Annotated in this window: 14 protein-coding genes; 5 read left to right on the top strand and 9 right to left on the bottom strand. The window is 60.2% G+C overall.

The genetic code is table 11. The features are described 5' to 3' along the window. Positions 1 to 12: 12 nt before the first annotated feature. The 5 genes from P0D80_RS39420 to P0D80_RS39400 all read right to left on the bottom strand — a co-directional run bounded on the left by P0D80_RS39420 (position 13) and on the right by P0D80_RS39400 (position 6,654). Positions 13 to 1,401 (bottom strand): FAD-dependent oxidoreductase, encoded by a 1,389-nt coding sequence (locus P0D80_RS39420; protein ID WP_408291832.1) that lies wholly within the window; start codon positions 1,399 to 1,401, stop codon positions 13 to 15. Positions 1,402 to 1,495: 94 nt separating this feature from the next. After that, positions 1,496 to 2,626, bottom strand: coding sequence for a 2-aminoethylphosphonate--pyruvate transaminase (locus P0D80_RS39415; RefSeq protein WP_408291830.1), 1,131 nt, complete (start codon positions 2,624 to 2,626; stop codon positions 1,496 to 1,498). A gap of 35 nt (positions 2,627 to 2,661) precedes the next feature. Beyond that, positions 2,662 to 4,389 carry a putative 2-aminoethylphosphonate ABC transporter permease subunit gene (locus P0D80_RS39410; protein WP_408291828.1) on the bottom strand — a complete coding sequence of 576 codons (1,728 nt, stop codon included), beginning with the start codon at positions 4,387 to 4,389 and terminating at the stop codon, positions 2,662 to 2,664. After that, positions 4,386 to 5,477: a putative 2-aminoethylphosphonate ABC transporter ATP-binding protein gene (locus P0D80_RS39405; RefSeq protein ID WP_408179468.1), complete on the bottom strand. Its 1,092-nt coding sequence runs from the start codon at positions 5,475 to 5,477 to the stop codon at positions 4,386 to 4,388. The genes P0D80_RS39410 and P0D80_RS39405 overlap by 4 nt, the downstream gene beginning before the upstream one ends. 121 nt (positions 5,478 to 5,598) lie before the next feature. Beyond that, positions 5,599 to 6,654 carry a putative 2-aminoethylphosphonate ABC transporter substrate-binding protein gene (locus P0D80_RS39400; protein ID WP_408291825.1) on the bottom strand — a complete coding sequence of 352 codons (1,056 nt, stop codon included), beginning with the start codon at positions 6,652 to 6,654 and terminating at the stop codon, positions 5,599 to 5,601. Positions 6,655 to 6,881: 227 nt separating this feature from the next. On the opposite strand from P0D80_RS39400, the gene phnA reads away from it, so the two are divergent. From phnA to P0D80_RS39385, 3 genes are all read left to right on the top strand, one after another. Then, positions 6,882 to 8,117, top strand: coding sequence for a phosphonoacetate hydrolase (phnA, locus tag P0D80_RS39395; RefSeq protein ID WP_408291823.1), 1,236 nt, complete (start codon positions 6,882 to 6,884; stop codon positions 8,115 to 8,117). Positions 8,118 to 8,131: 14 nt separating this feature from the next. Continuing rightward, complete coding sequence (phnY, locus tag P0D80_RS39390; RefSeq protein ID WP_408291821.1) at positions 8,132 to 9,586, top strand: phosphonoacetaldehyde dehydrogenase; 1,455 nt, start codon at positions 8,132 to 8,134, stop codon at positions 9,584 to 9,586. A 170-nt stretch (positions 9,587 to 9,756) separates the two neighbouring features. Further along, the gene (locus P0D80_RS39385) at positions 9,757 to 9,930 is read left to right on the top strand and encodes a hypothetical protein (RefSeq protein WP_408291819.1); all 174 of its coding nucleotides are present in this window, start codon (positions 9,757 to 9,759) and stop codon (positions 9,928 to 9,930) included. 135 nt (positions 9,931 to 10,065) lie between these two features. Here P0D80_RS39385 and P0D80_RS39380 read toward each other — a convergent pair whose 3' ends face one another. Next, the gene (locus P0D80_RS39380) at positions 10,066 to 10,242 is read right to left on the bottom strand and encodes a hypothetical protein (protein ID WP_408179472.1); all 177 of its coding nucleotides are present in this window, start codon (positions 10,240 to 10,242) and stop codon (positions 10,066 to 10,068) included. A 569-nt stretch (positions 10,243 to 10,811) separates the two neighbouring features. Between P0D80_RS39380 and P0D80_RS39375 the strand changes: the two genes are divergently transcribed. Beyond that, a complete protein-coding gene (locus P0D80_RS39375; RefSeq protein WP_408291817.1) occupies positions 10,812 to 11,030 on the top strand; it encodes a hypothetical protein in 219 nt (72 codons plus the stop codon). 83 nt (positions 11,031 to 11,113) lie between these two features. Here the strand turns inward: P0D80_RS39375 and P0D80_RS39370 are convergent, their stop codons facing one another. Beyond that, positions 11,114 to 11,560: a VOC family protein gene (locus P0D80_RS39370; RefSeq protein ID WP_408291815.1), complete on the bottom strand. Its 447-nt coding sequence runs from the start codon at positions 11,558 to 11,560 to the stop codon at positions 11,114 to 11,116. Positions 11,561 to 12,626: 1,066 nt separating this feature from the next. Between P0D80_RS39370 and P0D80_RS39365 the strand changes: the two genes are divergently transcribed. Next, the gene (locus P0D80_RS39365) at positions 12,627 to 14,840 is read left to right on the top strand and encodes a beta-glucosidase family protein (RefSeq protein WP_408179476.1); all 2,214 of its coding nucleotides are present in this window, start codon (positions 12,627 to 12,629) and stop codon (positions 14,838 to 14,840) included. Positions 14,841 to 15,081: 241 nt separating this feature from the next. On the opposite strand, the gene P0D80_RS39360 is transcribed toward P0D80_RS39365, so the two are convergent. Both P0D80_RS39360 and P0D80_RS39355 read right to left on the bottom strand, forming a co-directional pair. Then, entirely contained in the window at positions 15,082 to 15,354 is a 273-nt protein-coding gene (locus tag P0D80_RS39360) for a TolC family protein (RefSeq protein ID WP_408291813.1), read from the bottom strand. Positions 15,355 to 15,529: 175 nt separating this feature from the next. Continuing rightward, positions 15,530 to 16,471 (bottom strand): LysR family transcriptional regulator, encoded by a 942-nt coding sequence (locus tag P0D80_RS39355; RefSeq protein WP_408291811.1) that lies wholly within the window; start codon positions 16,469 to 16,471, stop codon positions 15,530 to 15,532. Between the last annotated feature and the right edge of the window lie 39 nt (positions 16,472 to 16,510).

The raw sequence follows: 16,510 nt of genomic DNA, 5'->3' as shown, positions 1-16,510 counted from the left end.
TGAACGGCTGCGCTACGCTTTATCCGACTTGCCGGCCGCGTTGGCCAGCTTGCTGAGTAAGCGATCGACAAGCCACGGCTGACGGTCTTCGTCTTCCGCGCGCTCTTTGCGCCGAATGGCGTCGCGCACGGTAATCGAGCCCACGAAGCGAATCGGTTCGGGCGGGAAATAGCCCAGAGGACCGTTTGTCAACGGACTGCGCGCCCACTCATTGTCGAGTTCGAGCACCAGCGACGACAAAATCTGGCCGCCCATATAAGTCGGTCCCACTCCGTTGCCGGAATAGCCGAAGCCGTAGAGCACGTTTGGCGCATTCTCCAGACGCCCAAAAAATGGAAAGCCGGTGACCGACCGATCCGACGGCCCGTTCCAACTCGCCGTCACCGGCACGTCACGCAGCGCCGGGAAAAAATCGTGCAGACCGCGCGTCAGATCGGTTTCATAAGGCGAGCGTTGATCGAACACCGGCGCGATCCGGCCGCGCCAGGCAAACGTATTGCCGCCCTTGCCCAGCATCAGTCGACCGTCCGGCGTGCTGCGATAGTAGTAGACGAAGATCCGCGAATCGAGCACCGACACGCCATCCTTCAAGCCCATTCTATGCAGCAGTTCGGGGCATTTCTCGGTGACGATCATGTCGCTGGAGACGACTGCCAGCGTGCGTTCGAACTGGCGGAAGCGGCTCGCCATCCACGCATTGATCGCGAGCACCAGTTTCGGCGCAGTCACGCTGCCGGCCGGCGTGCGTACGGTCACACGGTCACCCGCGGCAAAGTCGAGCATGGGCGTCCGTTCAAAAATGCGAATACCCATTGCCATTGCGACACGGCGCAGTCCGCGCACGAGCTTGCCCGGATGAACCGTTGCGGCGACCGGCGAATACACGCCGCCGAGATTGCGCGCGGATCCGGACCGGCTCGCCACTTCGTCCGGTGAGAGATGTTGGTACGAGTTGATGCCATGCTCCTTCAACGCGGCTATGACCGGATCGAGCAAGCCGATTTGCGCGCGTGAAGTCGCCGTGTAGAGCGTGCCGTCGAGCCGAAGTTCGGCGTCGATCGCATGCTCGACACAGAAGTCGCGAATCCGCCCGACAGCCGCTTCGGACGCTTTCACGAGACGGATCGCTTCTGCTTCGCCGAACAGACGACGCAGCGTGAAGAACTTGGTCGACCACGTGAGCAGACAGCCGCCGTTGCGGCCGCTTGCGCCCGCGCCACACAGATCGCTCTCGATGATCACGATCTCGAGATCGGGTTTTTTCTGCTTGGCCTGGATGGCAGTCCACAAACCGGTGAAGCCGCCGCCGACAATGCAAACGTCGGCAGTCGCGGCGCTTTGCAATGCGGGCGCCAATGAACCATCGGCAAAGAGTGCTTGTTCAATCCAGAAGGGACGCATAAATGGCTCACATTGATACAACGGTTTGACTCCGGGCACGAAGTCGGAGGCTTCTTCGCGTTTCACGCGCAATGAAGCCTCCACGTCGGCTCGTTCAGGCCAACGCTTTCGCGGACACCCGCGTGATTCCCATCGCTTTCAGCGTGTCGGCAATCGCCGCGACCGCGCCCGGAATTCCGGACTCGCCGAAGTGTCCAATACAGCCGACGCGGAATGTTTCCAGCTGCGTCAGCTTGCCCGGATACAGAATGTAGCCACGCTTTTTCACTTCCGTGTAGAACGTCTTGAAGTCGTAGTTAGGATCGTCGGGAGCATGAAACGTGACGATGATCGGCGCCTGGATCGATGGATCGAGAAAGGTCCGAAAACCGAGTTCGGCCATACCTTCGATGAGCGCCCGGCAATTGCTTGCATAGCGGCCACCACGCGCTTCGAGGCCGCCCTCTTCCACGTATTGCGCAATGGCCTGATCGAGTGCCGCCACGACGTGCGTGGGCGGCGTAAAACGCCATTGTGTCGTGCGGTTCATGTAGACCCACTGGTCATATAGATCCATCGCGAGCGAAGGGCTGTTGCCCTCGCAGCGCTCCAGGACGCTGCGGCGAATGATCACGAATCCCATGCCGGGCACGCCCTCCAGACATTTTCCGGAAGCGGCCACGACGGCGTCGAACGGGGTTCGGCGCGCGTCGATGTCGATTGCGCCGAAAGAACTCATCGCGTCGATGATCAGACTGCGTCCATGCTTCGCGACAACCTCGGCGATCTCGTGGAGCGGATTGAGCACCCCTGCGCCTGTTTCGCAATGCACGAGCGCGACGTGCGTGATGCCCGGATCGGCCGCCAGCGCGCGATCAACGTCGATCGCTTCGACCTGCGTGTCTTCAGAATAGTCGATGGTCTGGTGACGGCGACCGAGCGCCCGGCAAATCTTCGCGATGCGCTGGCAATACGCGCCGTTGTTTGGCACCAGTACCTGACCGTCACGCGGGACCAGCGTGCCGATCGCGGCTTCGACGGAGAAAGTGCCGCTACCTTGCAACGGCACGCATTCATGCGTGTCTTCGCCATGCACGATACGCAGCGTCTGCTGGCGGATACGGGCGGTGATCTGATTGAAGTCGCCGTCCCACGATCCCCAGTCACGCAGCATTGCCTGACGCGTGCGCTCGGAAGTCGTGAGAGGACCGGGTGTAAGCAGAATGGGTGCGGACGGCAGATTCACGGTAGCTCCTTGTAGATTCTGATAGAAGATTTGTTTCAGGCGCGGCGGGATGTGCGCCATGCCTGGGTTCTACGCAACACGCCATGCGACACGCCGGCAAACAGCAGGCACGCAAATGCCGCCGTCACGAGGACCAACGTGGCCATCGCCGCGGCCGGTCCGATCTGTCCAGCGTCGTCGAGATTGAGAATGGCAACCGAGGCCGGTTGCGTGTCCGGCGAATAAAGGAACGCGACCGCCGACACCGTCGTCATACCGTTGACGAACAGATAGCGCGCGATCTGCAGGATCGACGGCAGGCAGACTGGCACGGTGACACGCAAAAACGTCTTGTAGAAAGGCACTTTCAAGGATGCCGAGACCGCCTCGAACTCGTTGTCGATCTGACGAAGCGCAGTGACCGCCGTCAGGTGACTCGACGAGTAGTAGTGCACAACCGTGACGATAGCGAGCAACGCGAGCGTGCCGTACAGGCCGTTCAAAGGATTGGCAGGCGAGTTGAACAGAAAGATGTAGCTGATACCGAGCACGAGTCCCGGCACGCCCATCGGCAGAATCGCGCACAGATTGATAAAGCCACGCAACCAGCGCGGCCCACGCGTCTTCTCGACGAGATACGCGCCGCCGAACACGATGACGGTGCCGCCAATCGCAACGCAAGCGGCCATTTTCAGGCTGTTCTTGTACGCATCGAAAATCCCCGCGCCGATCAGCCCCATCTTGTAGTGCTGCAAGCCGAGGCTCATCTGATACGGCCAGAACTTCACGAACGAGGCGAACACCGAAATACCGACCACCGCCAGCAGCAAACCGCACACAACGCCGCAGTAGCCGAGCATCGCCATGTCGAATCCACGCGCGGGTTTCGGCTGATAAGGCGTGGAGCGCGCGCCGAGTTGCGATTGCTGCTTGCGCCGAATGAAGAAGTCGACGGCGAACGCAACCAGCGCCGGACAGAGCAGAAGCAGGCTGACCACCGCGCTTCGGTTGAAGTCCTGCAAGCCGATGATGAGCTTGTAGATGTCGGTGGAGAGCACCGAATAGGGTCCGCCGATGACGACCGGCACGCCGAAGTCGTTGATGCAGATCGTGAATGACACCATCGTCGCGCTGATCAACCCGTACTTCGCGCCCGGCAACGTAATCGTGAAGAACTTGCGCGCGCGGCGTGTGCCCATCGCGTCCGCGGCCTCATATAGACGGCCATCGGATAGCGACAGTGCCGTCACGAGAATCATCAGCACATGAGGAAATGCGGCATAGACCAGACTGCAGACGATCCCCGGCAGCCCGTAGATGGAATGGCCTTGCAGCAACGGTTTCAGAATGCCCGAGTTGCCGAACCAGTAGATGAACGACACTGCGGAGAGCAACGTCGGCGCGAGCAGCGGCAGTAGCGCAATCGTGCGGACGGCGTTCTTCATCGGCATGCATGAACGGGTTAGCGCGTACGCAAACGTGAAAGCCATGGGAATCACGATTGCCGTCACCAGGCATGCGACCGTGACCGAATGCAAGGTCGATGTCCATACGCCTGAATCCACCAGATAGCCCGTGAAATTGGCCATTCCAACAAAGTGACCGTCCGCATCGACGAAACATTTGCCGACGACCAGAGCAAGCGGCAATAGCAGAAACACGCCGAGGAACGCGGACATCAGTACGAGCGCCAACTGCGCGACACGGTCATGCCAATGGCTTTTCTGGCGTACCTCGGCGTGACTTTCGTCGCCGCTGCGACGCTCTATCAGAACGGCACTCATTGAAGTCGCTCCTTCGCGGCGGAAAACACGCATACGTGTTCGCGGTTGATGGCCAGATTGAAGCGCGCGCCTGCCCGCAGACTCGTGCGATGCATTTCATGAAACGACAGATCAGCGACGATCTCCTGCCCGCCTAGTCCGTCCACCTTGAAGCTGACCCGGCAGAACGCGCCGAGAAATTCCAGCTTCTCCACGGAGGCCGGTAGCAGATTGTCCGCTGCGCTGCCCGGTGCGCTGATATGAATGTCCTCAGGGCGCACGAAAGCTGAGACCTTCGAACCGAGCAGTGCTCGCTCCGTTCCGCACCCGTAGCGCAGCGCGACGGAGCCGGCTTTAAGACTGCCGTCGAGCGTCACCTCGGCGGGAATCAGGTTGACCTTGCCAATGAAGTCGGCAACGAACGGCGACGCCGGTTCGCGATAGATTTCGTGTGGCGTGCCGATCTGCTCGATCACGCCATGATTCATCACCACGATCCGATCGGCCATGGAAAGCGCTTCTTCCTGGTCGTGCGTGACCATGATCGTGGTCACGCCGAGCCGCTGCTGTAACTGGCGGATTTCCTGACGCAACCGCACACGCACGCGCGCATCCAGCGCCGAGAGCGGCTCGTCGAGCAGAAGCAATCCCGGCGACGTGGCCAGCGCGCGCGCCAACGCGATACGCTGCTGCTGGCCACCCGATAGCTGGTTCGGATGTTTGCGCTGCACATCGGGCAAGCCCACCAGCGCGAGCAGCTCGTTCACCCGATCGGCGATCGCCGCGCGCTTCATCTTGCGATTCACGAGACCATAGGCCACGTTGTCGAAGATGGTCAGGTTCGGGAACAGCGCATACGACTGAAAGACGATGCCATAGTCGCGAAGCTGCGGCGGGAGCCGCGAAATATCGCGGCCGTCCTGCATGATCTGGCCGGCGCTCTGCGTTTCCAGTCCGGCGATAATGCGCAGCAAAGTGGTCTTGCCACATCCCGACGGCCCGAGGAAGCAGAGCATTTCGCCCTTCTTCACGCCAAGATTGATGTCCTCCAGAACCGGCGTGTCGTTGAACCGCTTGTAAACGCTCTGCACGCTCAAATACGCTGTCATATGCTCCTCCGCTTGCCCTGCCTGCATGGCGGCGATGCACCGCCGAGCGCTGCTTCACCGTATCGATTGGGACGCGCGCGCGGCGCGCCCGGCATTCGTCAAGACCCGGCTGAATCCGCCCTCACTTCTGCTCCTTGCTGCCGTAGCGCTTCTGCCAGTCGCCGAGAATCGCGTCGCGGTTCTTCGCCGACCACGTGAAATCGTTCTTCACCAGAAGTTCCGAATAGTTTTCAGGTATGCCGGAGAGCTTCTTCGCGACACCGGGGTAGGCAACGATCGCCCACCATTGCGCGGTAATTTCATTGGCTTCCTTGCTGGCCATGAAGTCCGCGAGCTTTTTGGCCGCGTCCGGCTGCTTGGTGGTCTTCATGATGCCGGTCGCTTCCATATCCCAGCCGAGCCCTTCCTTCGGGAAGATCAGGTCGATCGGCGCGCCCTGGGCCTGCAATTCGTGTCCACGGAATTCGAACGAGATACCGATCGGAAACTCGCCGGTGCCCGCCAGCGTGCAGGGCTTCGATCCCGAGTGGACGTATTGCGCGACGTTTTTGTCCAGCGCGTCCATGTACTTCCAGCCTTTGTCGTCGCCGAACGTTTGCAGCCATGACGTCACGTCCAGATAACCCGTGCCGGACGACACCGGGCTCGGCATCACGATCATCCCTTTGTAGACGGGCTTAGTCAGGTCTTCCCACGAAGTCGGCTTAGGCAGGTGGCGCTTTTCCGCTTCGACGCGGTTGTAGCAGACTGTCGCGCCCCAGACGTCCATGCCCACCCAGTGCGGCGGCGTGTTGGCGTCGCTGTATTTGCGCGTCAGGCTGTCGAAGCCCTTCGGCGCGTACGGCATCAGCATTCCCTGCAGATCGAGCAGCGTGAGACTGGATGCCGCGAGTCCGAGCACCACGTCGGCGCGCGGATTGCTCTTTTCGGCGAGCAGCTTGGCGGTGACAGCGCCGGTCGAATCGCGCACCCAGCGGATTTCGATATCTGGATTGGCTTTTTCGAAAGCGTCCTTATACGGCTTCATGGCCTCGTCCTCGAGCGCCGTATAGACGAGCAACTGTGTTTTTGCATGCGCGAACTGAACCGCGCCGAGCGTGACGGCGGCGGCAACGAGCCAACGCAGCGCCACGCTCAGACGATTGCTGCAACCGTTCAACCCCTGCTTTTCCTTCATTTCCAGACCCCTTGAGAAAGTGGCGTCGCGGCCAGCGACGAAAACGACCGGTGCTGCGGGACTACTGCCTATTGCGAGCTTCGTGACGACTGCTGTTTGTGGACTCGAGAATGTTGTCTGTTGTTGACAATCTACAAAGCATCAATTTTAATGTCAAGTATTGCCACACTTTGCCACATAACGCCTCATCCACAACACCCGACTTACCCTAGCCCAGAGGACACGTCATGAGCGAAACACCGGTTTCCATCGAAGTGAACGGCCGCAGCTACAACTGGATGCATCGACCCGTCGTCGTGGTCTGTGTGGACGGCTGCGCATATGAATATCTGGAGATGGCGGCAGCGGCGGGCGTTGCGCCGTTTCTCGGCAAACTGCTGGATTCCGGCACTGCGCTCAAGGGTGAGTGTGTCGTGCCGAGCTTCACGAACCCGAACAATCTGTCGATCGTGACCGGCGTGCCGCCCGCTGTGCATGGCATTAGCGGCAACTACTTTTTCGATCGCGACAGCGGCACCGAGGTGTTGATGAACGACCCGAAGTACCTCGTCGCCCCGACCGTGCTGGCCGGTTTCGCCGAAAAGGGTGCGCACGTCGCGGTGGTGACCGCAAAAGACAAACTGCGCCGCCTGCTTGGTAAGGATCTCGCGGGCGTGTGCTTCTCGGCGGAGAAAGCCGACGAGGCGACGATCGAGGAAAACGGCATCGACAATCTGCTGGAGTTGGTCGGCAAGCCGGTGCCGAGCGTGTATAGCGCCGAGCTGTCGGAATTCGTCTTCGCGGCCGGTGTGCGTCTGCTCGAAACCCGTGCAATCGACCTGATGTATCTGTCGACCACCGACTACGTCCAGCACAAATGCGCGCCGGGCACAGCCGGTGCGAACGCGTTCTACCAGATGATGGACGGCTATCTGCGACGGCTCGACGAGCTGGGGGCGATTGTCGCGATCACGGCCGATCACGGCATGAACGCGAAGCACAACGAAGACGGCGAGCCCAACGTGATCTATCTTCAGGAACGCTTTGACGAGTGGCTCGGCAACGACGCCGCCCGCGTGATCCTGCCGATCACCGACCCGTACGTCGTGCATCACGGCGCGCTTGGATCGTTCGCGACCGTCTACCTGCCCCCTTCAGTCGATATCGAAGAGATGCGCCGACGGCTTGCAGCGGAACCCGGCATCGAACTGGTGCTGACGGGCGCCGAAGGCTGCGCACGTTTCGAGCTACCTCCCGCGCGCATGGGCGATCTCATCGTGATCTCGACACGCGATGTGGTGCTCGGCACCCGGCGCATCAAACACGATCTGTCCGGCCTCGACGTGCCGCTGCGCTCGCATGGCGGCCTTGCCGAACAGATCGTGCCGCTTCTGTTCAACCAGCCGGTCGCGAAGTCGGTCGCCCAGCGCGCACGGCTGCGCAACTTCGACATCATCGACATCGCACTCAATCACCTTCAATGACCGGGGAAACGGAAATGAACGCCATTGCGGAAACGAAAACTCAATTGCAGGTGCGTCATGAAGCGCTGCGCATCGGCGGCGAAAAAATCTTTCGCGACGAAGTGATCGAAGTGCGCAACCCATACGACGGCACGCTTGTCGGCACGGTGCCGAAAGCCACGCTAGAGGACGTGCGTCATGCGTTCGAATTCGCTCGCGCGTATCGTCCCGCGCTGACCCGTTATGAGCGCGCCGCGATCCTGAGGCGCGCAGCCGATGCAGTGCGCGCGCGCACGGAAGAGATCGCCGCAGTGATCACGGCGGAAGCCGGCCTGTGCTGGAAGGATTCGACGTATGAGGCCGGCCGCGTGGCCGACGTGCTGGTGTTCGGCGCCGGCGAGGTGCTGAAAGACGATGGTCAGATTTTTTCTTGCGACCTCACACCTCACGGAAAGAAGCGGCGTGTCTACACGCAAAGGGACCCGCTGCTCGGTGTAATCTCCGCGATTACGCCGTTCAACCACCCGATGAATCAGGTCGCGCACAAGATCGTGCCGTCGATTGCGACGAACAATCGGATCGTGGTCAAACCATCGGAGAAAGTGCCGCTGTCCTGCTATCTGCTTGCGGACATTCTCTATGAAGCCGGTTTGCCCGTGCAGATGCTCCAGGTGTTGACGGGCGACCCTCGCGTCATCGCCGACGAGTTGATCACAAACCCCGCAATCGATCTCATTACCTTTACCGGCGGCGTCTCGATCGGCAAATCGATCGCCTCGCGCATGGGCTACCGTCGCGCGGTGCTCGAACTCGGCGGAAATGATCCGATCATTGTGATGGAGGACGCCGATCTCGACGAAGCCAGTTCACTCGCCGTGTCGGGCTCTTATAAGAATTCCGGCCAACGCTGCACGGCAATCAAGCGCATGCTGGTGCACGAGTCGGTCGCCGATCGCTTCACCGACCTCGTCGTGGACAAAACTCGCGCGTGGAGATATGGCAATCCGGCGGATAGTTCGGTGGACATGGGAACGGTCATCGACGAGGCTGCCGCGCAGTTCTGCGAACGCCAGGTCAACGACGCGTTGTCGCGCGGCGCCCGACTGCTCGCGGGCAATCGTCGCGACGGCGCGCTCTATTCACCGACCGTCGTCGATCGTGTCACGCCCGATATGCCACTCGTCAAACACGAGACATTCGGCCCCGTGTCGCCGATCATGCGTTTTTCCAATATCGATGAAGCGATCCGCATGTCCAACTGCACCGACTACGCGCTGTCGTCGTCGGTCTGCACGAACCGCTTCGATTACATTACGCGGTTCATCACCGAATTGGAGGCGGGGAGTGTGAACGTGCGCGAAGTGCCGGGTTACCGGCTCGAGCTCACCCCGTTCGGCGGCGTAAAGGACTCGGGGCTCGGCTACAAGGAAGGCGTGCAGGAGGCGATGAAGAGTTTTACCAATACGAAGACCTACTCCTTGCCATGGTGAGTGCGAAACGCTAATGCGTCTCTCGTGACGAACTGTCTCTGCGCGCTGCGGACCACGAATATCGGTCGCTGCGGGCAGGGACATTAGTTGATTTTGGAGGCTTACGCAGACTGAGACACCGACATAGTGGCGATCAAGGTCGGGCCGCCGATCCGCGCCTGGATTGTCGCATGCTTGCGGCGCGCGGCGATGCGATCAGCGCATCCATCTGCTCGCGCGAAGGGATCGCCTCGAGTGCGCTCAAGGCGTACTTCCGCGAATTCGTGACGCCGCAGTTTCCGTTGGCAAGCGAGACAGCGGGACTGATGCTGTCCTCCGCAATGACATCGATGCACCGCCAATGATTCCCGCGTTCGCAGCTTGAATCATCGGCATGGAGCGATTCCCTACGCCGTATCCGTCGGCAACCGATTCGATGGTTTTTCCAATCCGAGCGGCTATGTCTCGTAGTTCAAATCACAGGTGCCACGGCCACGACACTAGATCGAATTATTCTCGGGTCGTCGCTCCCCAGCTTCCCGATTCTCCGTCACGACTCGGCGAACGGCTTCCAAAAGGTCAGGGCGCGCCTCGGGGTCGGGGACTTCGATCAGCTTGCGTGGAGCCTTGGCGTGGGGCTTCAGCGTCACACCGTCAAGTTTTTGCGGCGCAGTCATAGTTTGTCTCCGGCTTCGATCACAGCTAATTCGGACGGCAGGCTCGGTCTTGCTTCTGGTTTCCGAAAATCACGCCTTCGGATCTTTACTGACTGGGGAATTGTGGACTCCGTGCGTCGCGCGTCTCCAGGCTTCGTCGGCGCGTTGCTGGGCCGATCTCACGGTATATGCGACCCCTTGCTTGCCTTTCGGAGCTGGCGAAAACGTCGAAGTCAGACCGGAAAATGTCCGGCGGACGGTCTTGCTGACCATGGCGCGCTCCGCGTTTGTGTCGGAATGGTAAGTCTAGGCCTTTACGCGCAACTCGCGATACTGTACGTTTACACAGTGCTTTGGCGAGTCCACTTTGGACGCGAGGGAACGCCTCAAGCGAAACCGCGCCCGTACTCACGTTGCGCCAAGGGAGTCCGCGTCAACCCACTACGCCCTTAAGAGAGTGCTAATGGGAATCAGGGAAGCTCGCCGGATTATCCGCAGCCTTTGGCATCAGCAACGAGAGTCAGGCGCACAGGAGTCGGTGGAGCGTGTCCAGTACGAAGAGGATGCGTTCGTCCGTCGGGAGGATTGAAATGACCGATGAGCTGCGACGGCAACTCCGCGAAGTTGAGCAAGCGTTGGTGGCGCTTGAAGGCGTGATTGCAGTGCGACGGGAGTACATCTCGTTGCTTCAGCGTTTGGGATCTCGTGATAAGGAGCTAGCCTCCCTCGACGCGCTTTTGACCGCCTGGTCACGTCTGCAGTCGCAGCGAGACTGCCTTGCCGCCGCTATCGCCAGTGGGGCCCGGTGAATAGCGTTGGGGAATGTCCAGGTCGCATGTCGATTGATATCGATTGCGGTTGAGCGCAAGGTGATGGCATGCGCGCCCCAGGGTTAGGCGCCATGCCCGAGCTCTTGAGCGAGCCCGATGAGGATTCCTTCGGGGCCACGGATGTAGCAGAGCCGATACGTGTTTTCGTACCGGGTCACTTTGCCGACGAGTTCCGCCCCGCGTTTACCGAGACGGGCGAGCGTATCGTCGATGTCCTCCACGGTAAACATGACGCGTAGGTAACCAAGGGCGTTCACCGGGGTGCGACGGTGATCGGCGACCACAGGTGGCGCAAGGAATCGGGACAGCTCGAGCCGGCTGTGACCGTCCGGCGTACGCATCATGGCAATTTCGACGCGCATGCCGCGCAATCCCGTGACGCCATCTGCCCAGTCTCCTTCGATTGGGGCGCGCCCCTCGAGCTCAAGGCCAAGTTCAACAAAAAACTCAATGGCGGCATCGATGTCTTCAACCACGATGCCGACGTTGTCCATACGCTTCACCGTCATGATGTCTCCTTGGCGCCTGGCTGAAGCGCCGATCGTAACGCTGCCGACCTGAGCTACCGCTCAAGCTCAGGGGTATCCATGCGAGTGTCCTTCGGCTCACCGCCAGGCATCATCAGCAGAAACGTGTCGCCAATATCGATGCTGCGACGGTTTCCACAACTCCAATACACAGCGTAGGGCTCGTTGTTATTGACACGGTAGATACCATCCGCGTGGTCTACCCAAGTCCACCTTTTTGGATTCCAAGTGGAGAGATATACAGCCATGCCTTATGACCTTTGTTTTGATTTACCGTTTTACACGTTTTAATTACGAAGGCAAAGGATCAATCCATCGTCCGCACTTTCGTGTGCATTGTCCCTCGAACCATGACGGCATGCCTCACGCCGGATTTAGCATCGCCTTTGAGCCAAATGCGGCCCCAGACCGAATCTCCATCTCCGATTTATATGCACGTCTGCTTGTCTCGACGACAGCATATTGCTATTCAAAGTTACGGTGTATGTATGCCTTGGTTAGCCCGCCCAGCGTATTTTCACTCGACGCGAACTTTCGCAACTCGTCCAGCCCCAAGCTTGGGAGAACAAGTCGATTCGCCACATTGACGCAGAACGGGTCGCCACTGAGCCGCCTTGACGCGTGACTTGTCAGCCGTTGGATGATTTGATTCATTTGGGATCTTCAAAGTCAACGGAATAAGGCGTCTCTGCTCATAACCTTCGCCGTCGCATTCCTCTTCCCTAAGTCTCAATCAGTACTCGTCGTGCTGAATGCATTGGGCTTTGTGCGTTTAACGCATTTAATTGCCAATAATTTTTAACGGCGACCATCATTCAGCATAAAAACGCATCGTATTAGTAAAAGTACTGATGCTGTAGTCAGACTACATTCCTACATTACTCAGCACGGAGAGTCGCTACAGTCAATCAGATGGTCCCGATTTCGTTCGGGCCGGCAAACGTTTGCGCAGCCACCCTGCGTCGCCAGCCTTCGTGTCCGATATGAACCCTATCGGACTCGCTCCGCTTCCGCATTCCAACAAAAGCAGAATCTCGGAGAGACAGATATGCAGAAGAAAATATGGCCAGCGGTCGCGTTAGCGGCCGCCGTGTGCGTCGCGGCCCGTGCGGATGTACTCGACTTTCCACTCGATTTCGCGCCCACTTCAAGTGCGGTGAACGCGTTCGGATCGGCGGCCGCGCATCGGCGCGCCGACACCCTCGTCAGCAAGATGACGCTCGACGAAAAGCTGCAGTTCATTCATTCGGAATACGCAATGTCCGCCGTGCCGGGAGGCGGTGCGGGCTTCATTCAAGGGGTACCGCGCCTCGGCATTCCCGACCTGAACATGGTCGACTCCGCGACGGGCTCCGGCAGCACATCGCAGGCCAGCACGACCTTCCCGGCAACGATCGCACTTGCGGCAAGCTGGGACCGCCGCCTGTCTTCCAATTTCGGCAGACAGGTTGCGATAGAACTGCGTGCACAGGGCTTCGGAATGGGACTTGGCGGGGGCACGAATCTCGCGCGCGAGCCGCGCGGCGGCCGGCTGTTCGAGTATCTCGGCGAAGATCCGGTGCTCGCCGGCGAGATGCTCGCCGAGCGCACTGACGGCACGCAGCGCGAGAAGGTCATCGCCACGATCAAGCACTACGCCGGCAACGAGCAGGAACATAACCGGGGGGGCGGCAATAGCCAGATCGACGAACGCACGTTGCGCGAACTCTATCTATTGCCGTTTGAAATTGCCGCAAGACGCGCGCAGCCGGGCAGCGTGATGTGCAGCTATAACCGGCTCAACGGCGACTATGCGTGCGAGAACGCGCATCTGCTCAACGACGTGCTGAAGAACGATTGGCACTTTGAAGGACAGGTCCAGTCGGATTGGGGGGCGACGCATAGCACGGCGAACGCGATCAACGCCGGCCTCGACGAGGAAGAGGACGTCGGTTCCACCGTCTATCTGACACCCACGGCAGTTCGGCAGGCAATCGCGAGCGGCTCGGTTTCGACCGCGCGCCTCGACGACATGGTGCGACGCAAGCTGTACGTGATGATCCGCATCGGCGTGATGGACGATCCTCCGAAGGGCGGCGCCACGATCGACTTCGCTGGCGCGAACGCATTCGTGCAGGCGGTCTCCGAGCAGTCGATGGTACTGCTCAAGAACGACAACAACCAGTTGCCGCTCTCCGCGGCCTCGCTTTCACGGATTGCGGTGATCGGCGGACACGCTGATGCGGCGGTGCTGACGGGCGGCGGGTCAGGCAATACCCGTGATCCGGTCACGGGGGCATTCGCGGGTTGCGGCGGCTTGACGTTCGGCACATCGACTGGGTGCAGTTGGTGGACCAATCCGTGGCTGAAGCTGAACACGCCCATTGTTGCGGCGATTCGCGCGCTCGCGCCATCGGCGCAGGTGAGCTTTGCCGGCAACAGCGATCAGCAGACTCCGTTTCGTGCGTACACTCAACAGGAGATCAACCAGGCTGCGGCGCTCGCGGCCCGCTCGGATGTCGCAATTGTCGTCGTAGCGCAGCCGGCGGGTGAAGACTTTGGCGATTTGCAAAGCCTGAGCCTTGCGAATCCGTCGAACCAGGATGCGCTTGTCGACGCGGTCGCACACGCCAATCCCCGCACGATCGTCGTCGTGGAAAGCGGCAACCCGGTGCTGATGCCGTGGAAGGATCGCGTGGCGGCGATCGTGGAAGCCTGGTATCCGGGCGAAGGCGGCGGCAATGCGATCGCGAACGTGCTGTTCGGTAAGGTCAATCCTTCCGGCAAGCTGCCCGTCACGTTCCCCGTGCGTGACCAGGATACGCCGACGTGGGGACAAAGCGGCGCGTTCGAGCCAGATCCCGTCTACGCGGAGAAGCTGAACATGGGCTACCGCTGGTACGACGCGAAAAACATCACGCCGATGTTCGAGTTCGGTTACGGGCTGTCGTACACGCATTTCTCCTACTCGGGGCTATCCGTCAAACATCGTCCTGACGGCGCGATCGACGTGTCGTTCACGGTGCGCAACGACGGCCGCATGGCGGGCGCGGAAGTGCCGCAGGTGTATCTCGGCGTGCCCTACCGCGACGAGCCGCCGCGACGTCTGGTCGGCTGGGAGAAGATCGGCCTGAACTCCGGCGAAGCACGCCACGTTCGCGTCACGGTCACGCCGCGCATGCAGAGCGTGTGGGACACGTCGCGCAATGGCTGGCGGTATGTGCCGGGCGGGACGGTGTACGTCGGAGCGTCGTCACGTGACATTCGGCTGCAAGGGAGCTGAAACTCGTACTCCCGTCACGAATCTGGGCGCATGCTGTTCCGCGCCCGGGAACATGGGCTGACCCGCTCGCCAGCAGGACCTGGCGAGCGGCGCGCGGCGCGGGCCGTCAACGATTTGGCTCACAGTGCCAAACGACCGTTCTTGGTTCACCATGACAAATTTCGACTCGAACCCGACACGGGACGGGACGGGCAACGAACCTGTCATCCGTGGGCGAGAGAACCCGCGCGGCTCATCGCGATTATGACTGCGCGTCGCCTGTCGCCTGAAAACCACCGCCCAGCGTCTTCGTGAGCGCAATGGACGCCTGAAGACTCTGACCCGTCAGTTCAAGCAACGCAAGTTGTTCCTGAATCGCCGACTCGCGCGCCTCTTCCACCTGCAGCCTGTCGACGAGTCCGCGCCCATAGCGGGCCGATGCGCTGTCGAAAACAAACCGCACGTCCTGGAGCTTTTTCTGCTGCATCGCGGTCCGTTCACTCAGGTCTTTCAACGCACTTCTAATGTGTTGCATCCACCGGTTGAATCCGCCGGGCAAATCGGCCATTCGAATTTTGCATTCCGAATCGAATGGCCGTCGATACAGTCGGCGGTTGTTCCACTATCTAATAGTCGCGCGATGCTTACCTCCGTACGCGATCTATCGGCCCGACGCGGACTTTCGGCCGCCGAAAAAAATGGGCGTGCTACTACACGTCTTTCGCCGGCACCGTTGCTGACGTTCCAATCGTATCGGGGCTGGAATGCGCCAGCACGTAGTTCACCAGCGCCTTCAGCTTGGCAGGCTGTTGGCGTCTGCTGGGGTAGTACAGGTAGAACCCCGGAAAAGTCGGTGAGAAGCTGCTCAAGACGCGCTTCAACTTCCTGGCCCGGATGTGAGGAAGCGCGAGCTGCTCGAACGTATACGCCAGGGCAATCCCATCCAGCGCAGCCTCAACCGAGAACAATGAGTCGCTGATAGTGAGATTGCCGCTGATCTCGTACTCGACGATACGGCCATCGACGGCGAGCTCCCACTTGTAAATTGCCCCGCTGCCTGAAAACCTGAATCGCACACAGTTGTGATGGATCAGATCGGATGGGTGCCGTGGCACGGGATGATTCTTGAAGTAACGGGGGGATCCGACGATCGATACGCCAACCGGCCCACCGAGAGGCAGAGCGATCATATCTTTCTGAACACTCTCTCCCATTCGAATGCCAACGTCGAACCCTCTTTCGACGATGTCCACGTAGCCCTCATCATTCGTCAGCTCCACGTGGACATCCGGATAGGCCTTCAGGAACCCGGCCAGCAGCGGCTGGAGGACCATGGCAGTCGAGATTCGCGCTGCGTTGATGCGCAGGATGCCCGATGGCCGACCCTGAAGCTCATGAAGCTGCTCCCCGGCTTCCAGCACGTCGCTCAACGCCGGCCCGATCCGGGACAGATATGCCTGTCCGGCTTCAGTGAGACTGACGCTGCGCGTGTTCCGGTTGAGAAGCCTGACGCCGAGCCGGGCCTCCAGGTGGCGGATCGCCTGACTGAGCGCAGACGGCGAGACCTCGAGCGCTGCCGCGGCGGCAGAAAACCCGCGGTGCTCTGCGACCTTCCAGAATGCGAGCAGTCCATCAAGCTGATTGAGTCTCATACTTTGAAGAATATCTTCAAAGCGTGTTCAGTACCAGGG

The organism is Paraburkholderia sp. RL17-373-BIF-A (assembly GCF_046030175.1).
Classification (GTDB): domain Bacteria; phylum Pseudomonadota; class Gammaproteobacteria; order Burkholderiales; family Burkholderiaceae; genus Paraburkholderia.
This window is presented reverse-complemented; position numbering and strand designations above follow the sequence as displayed.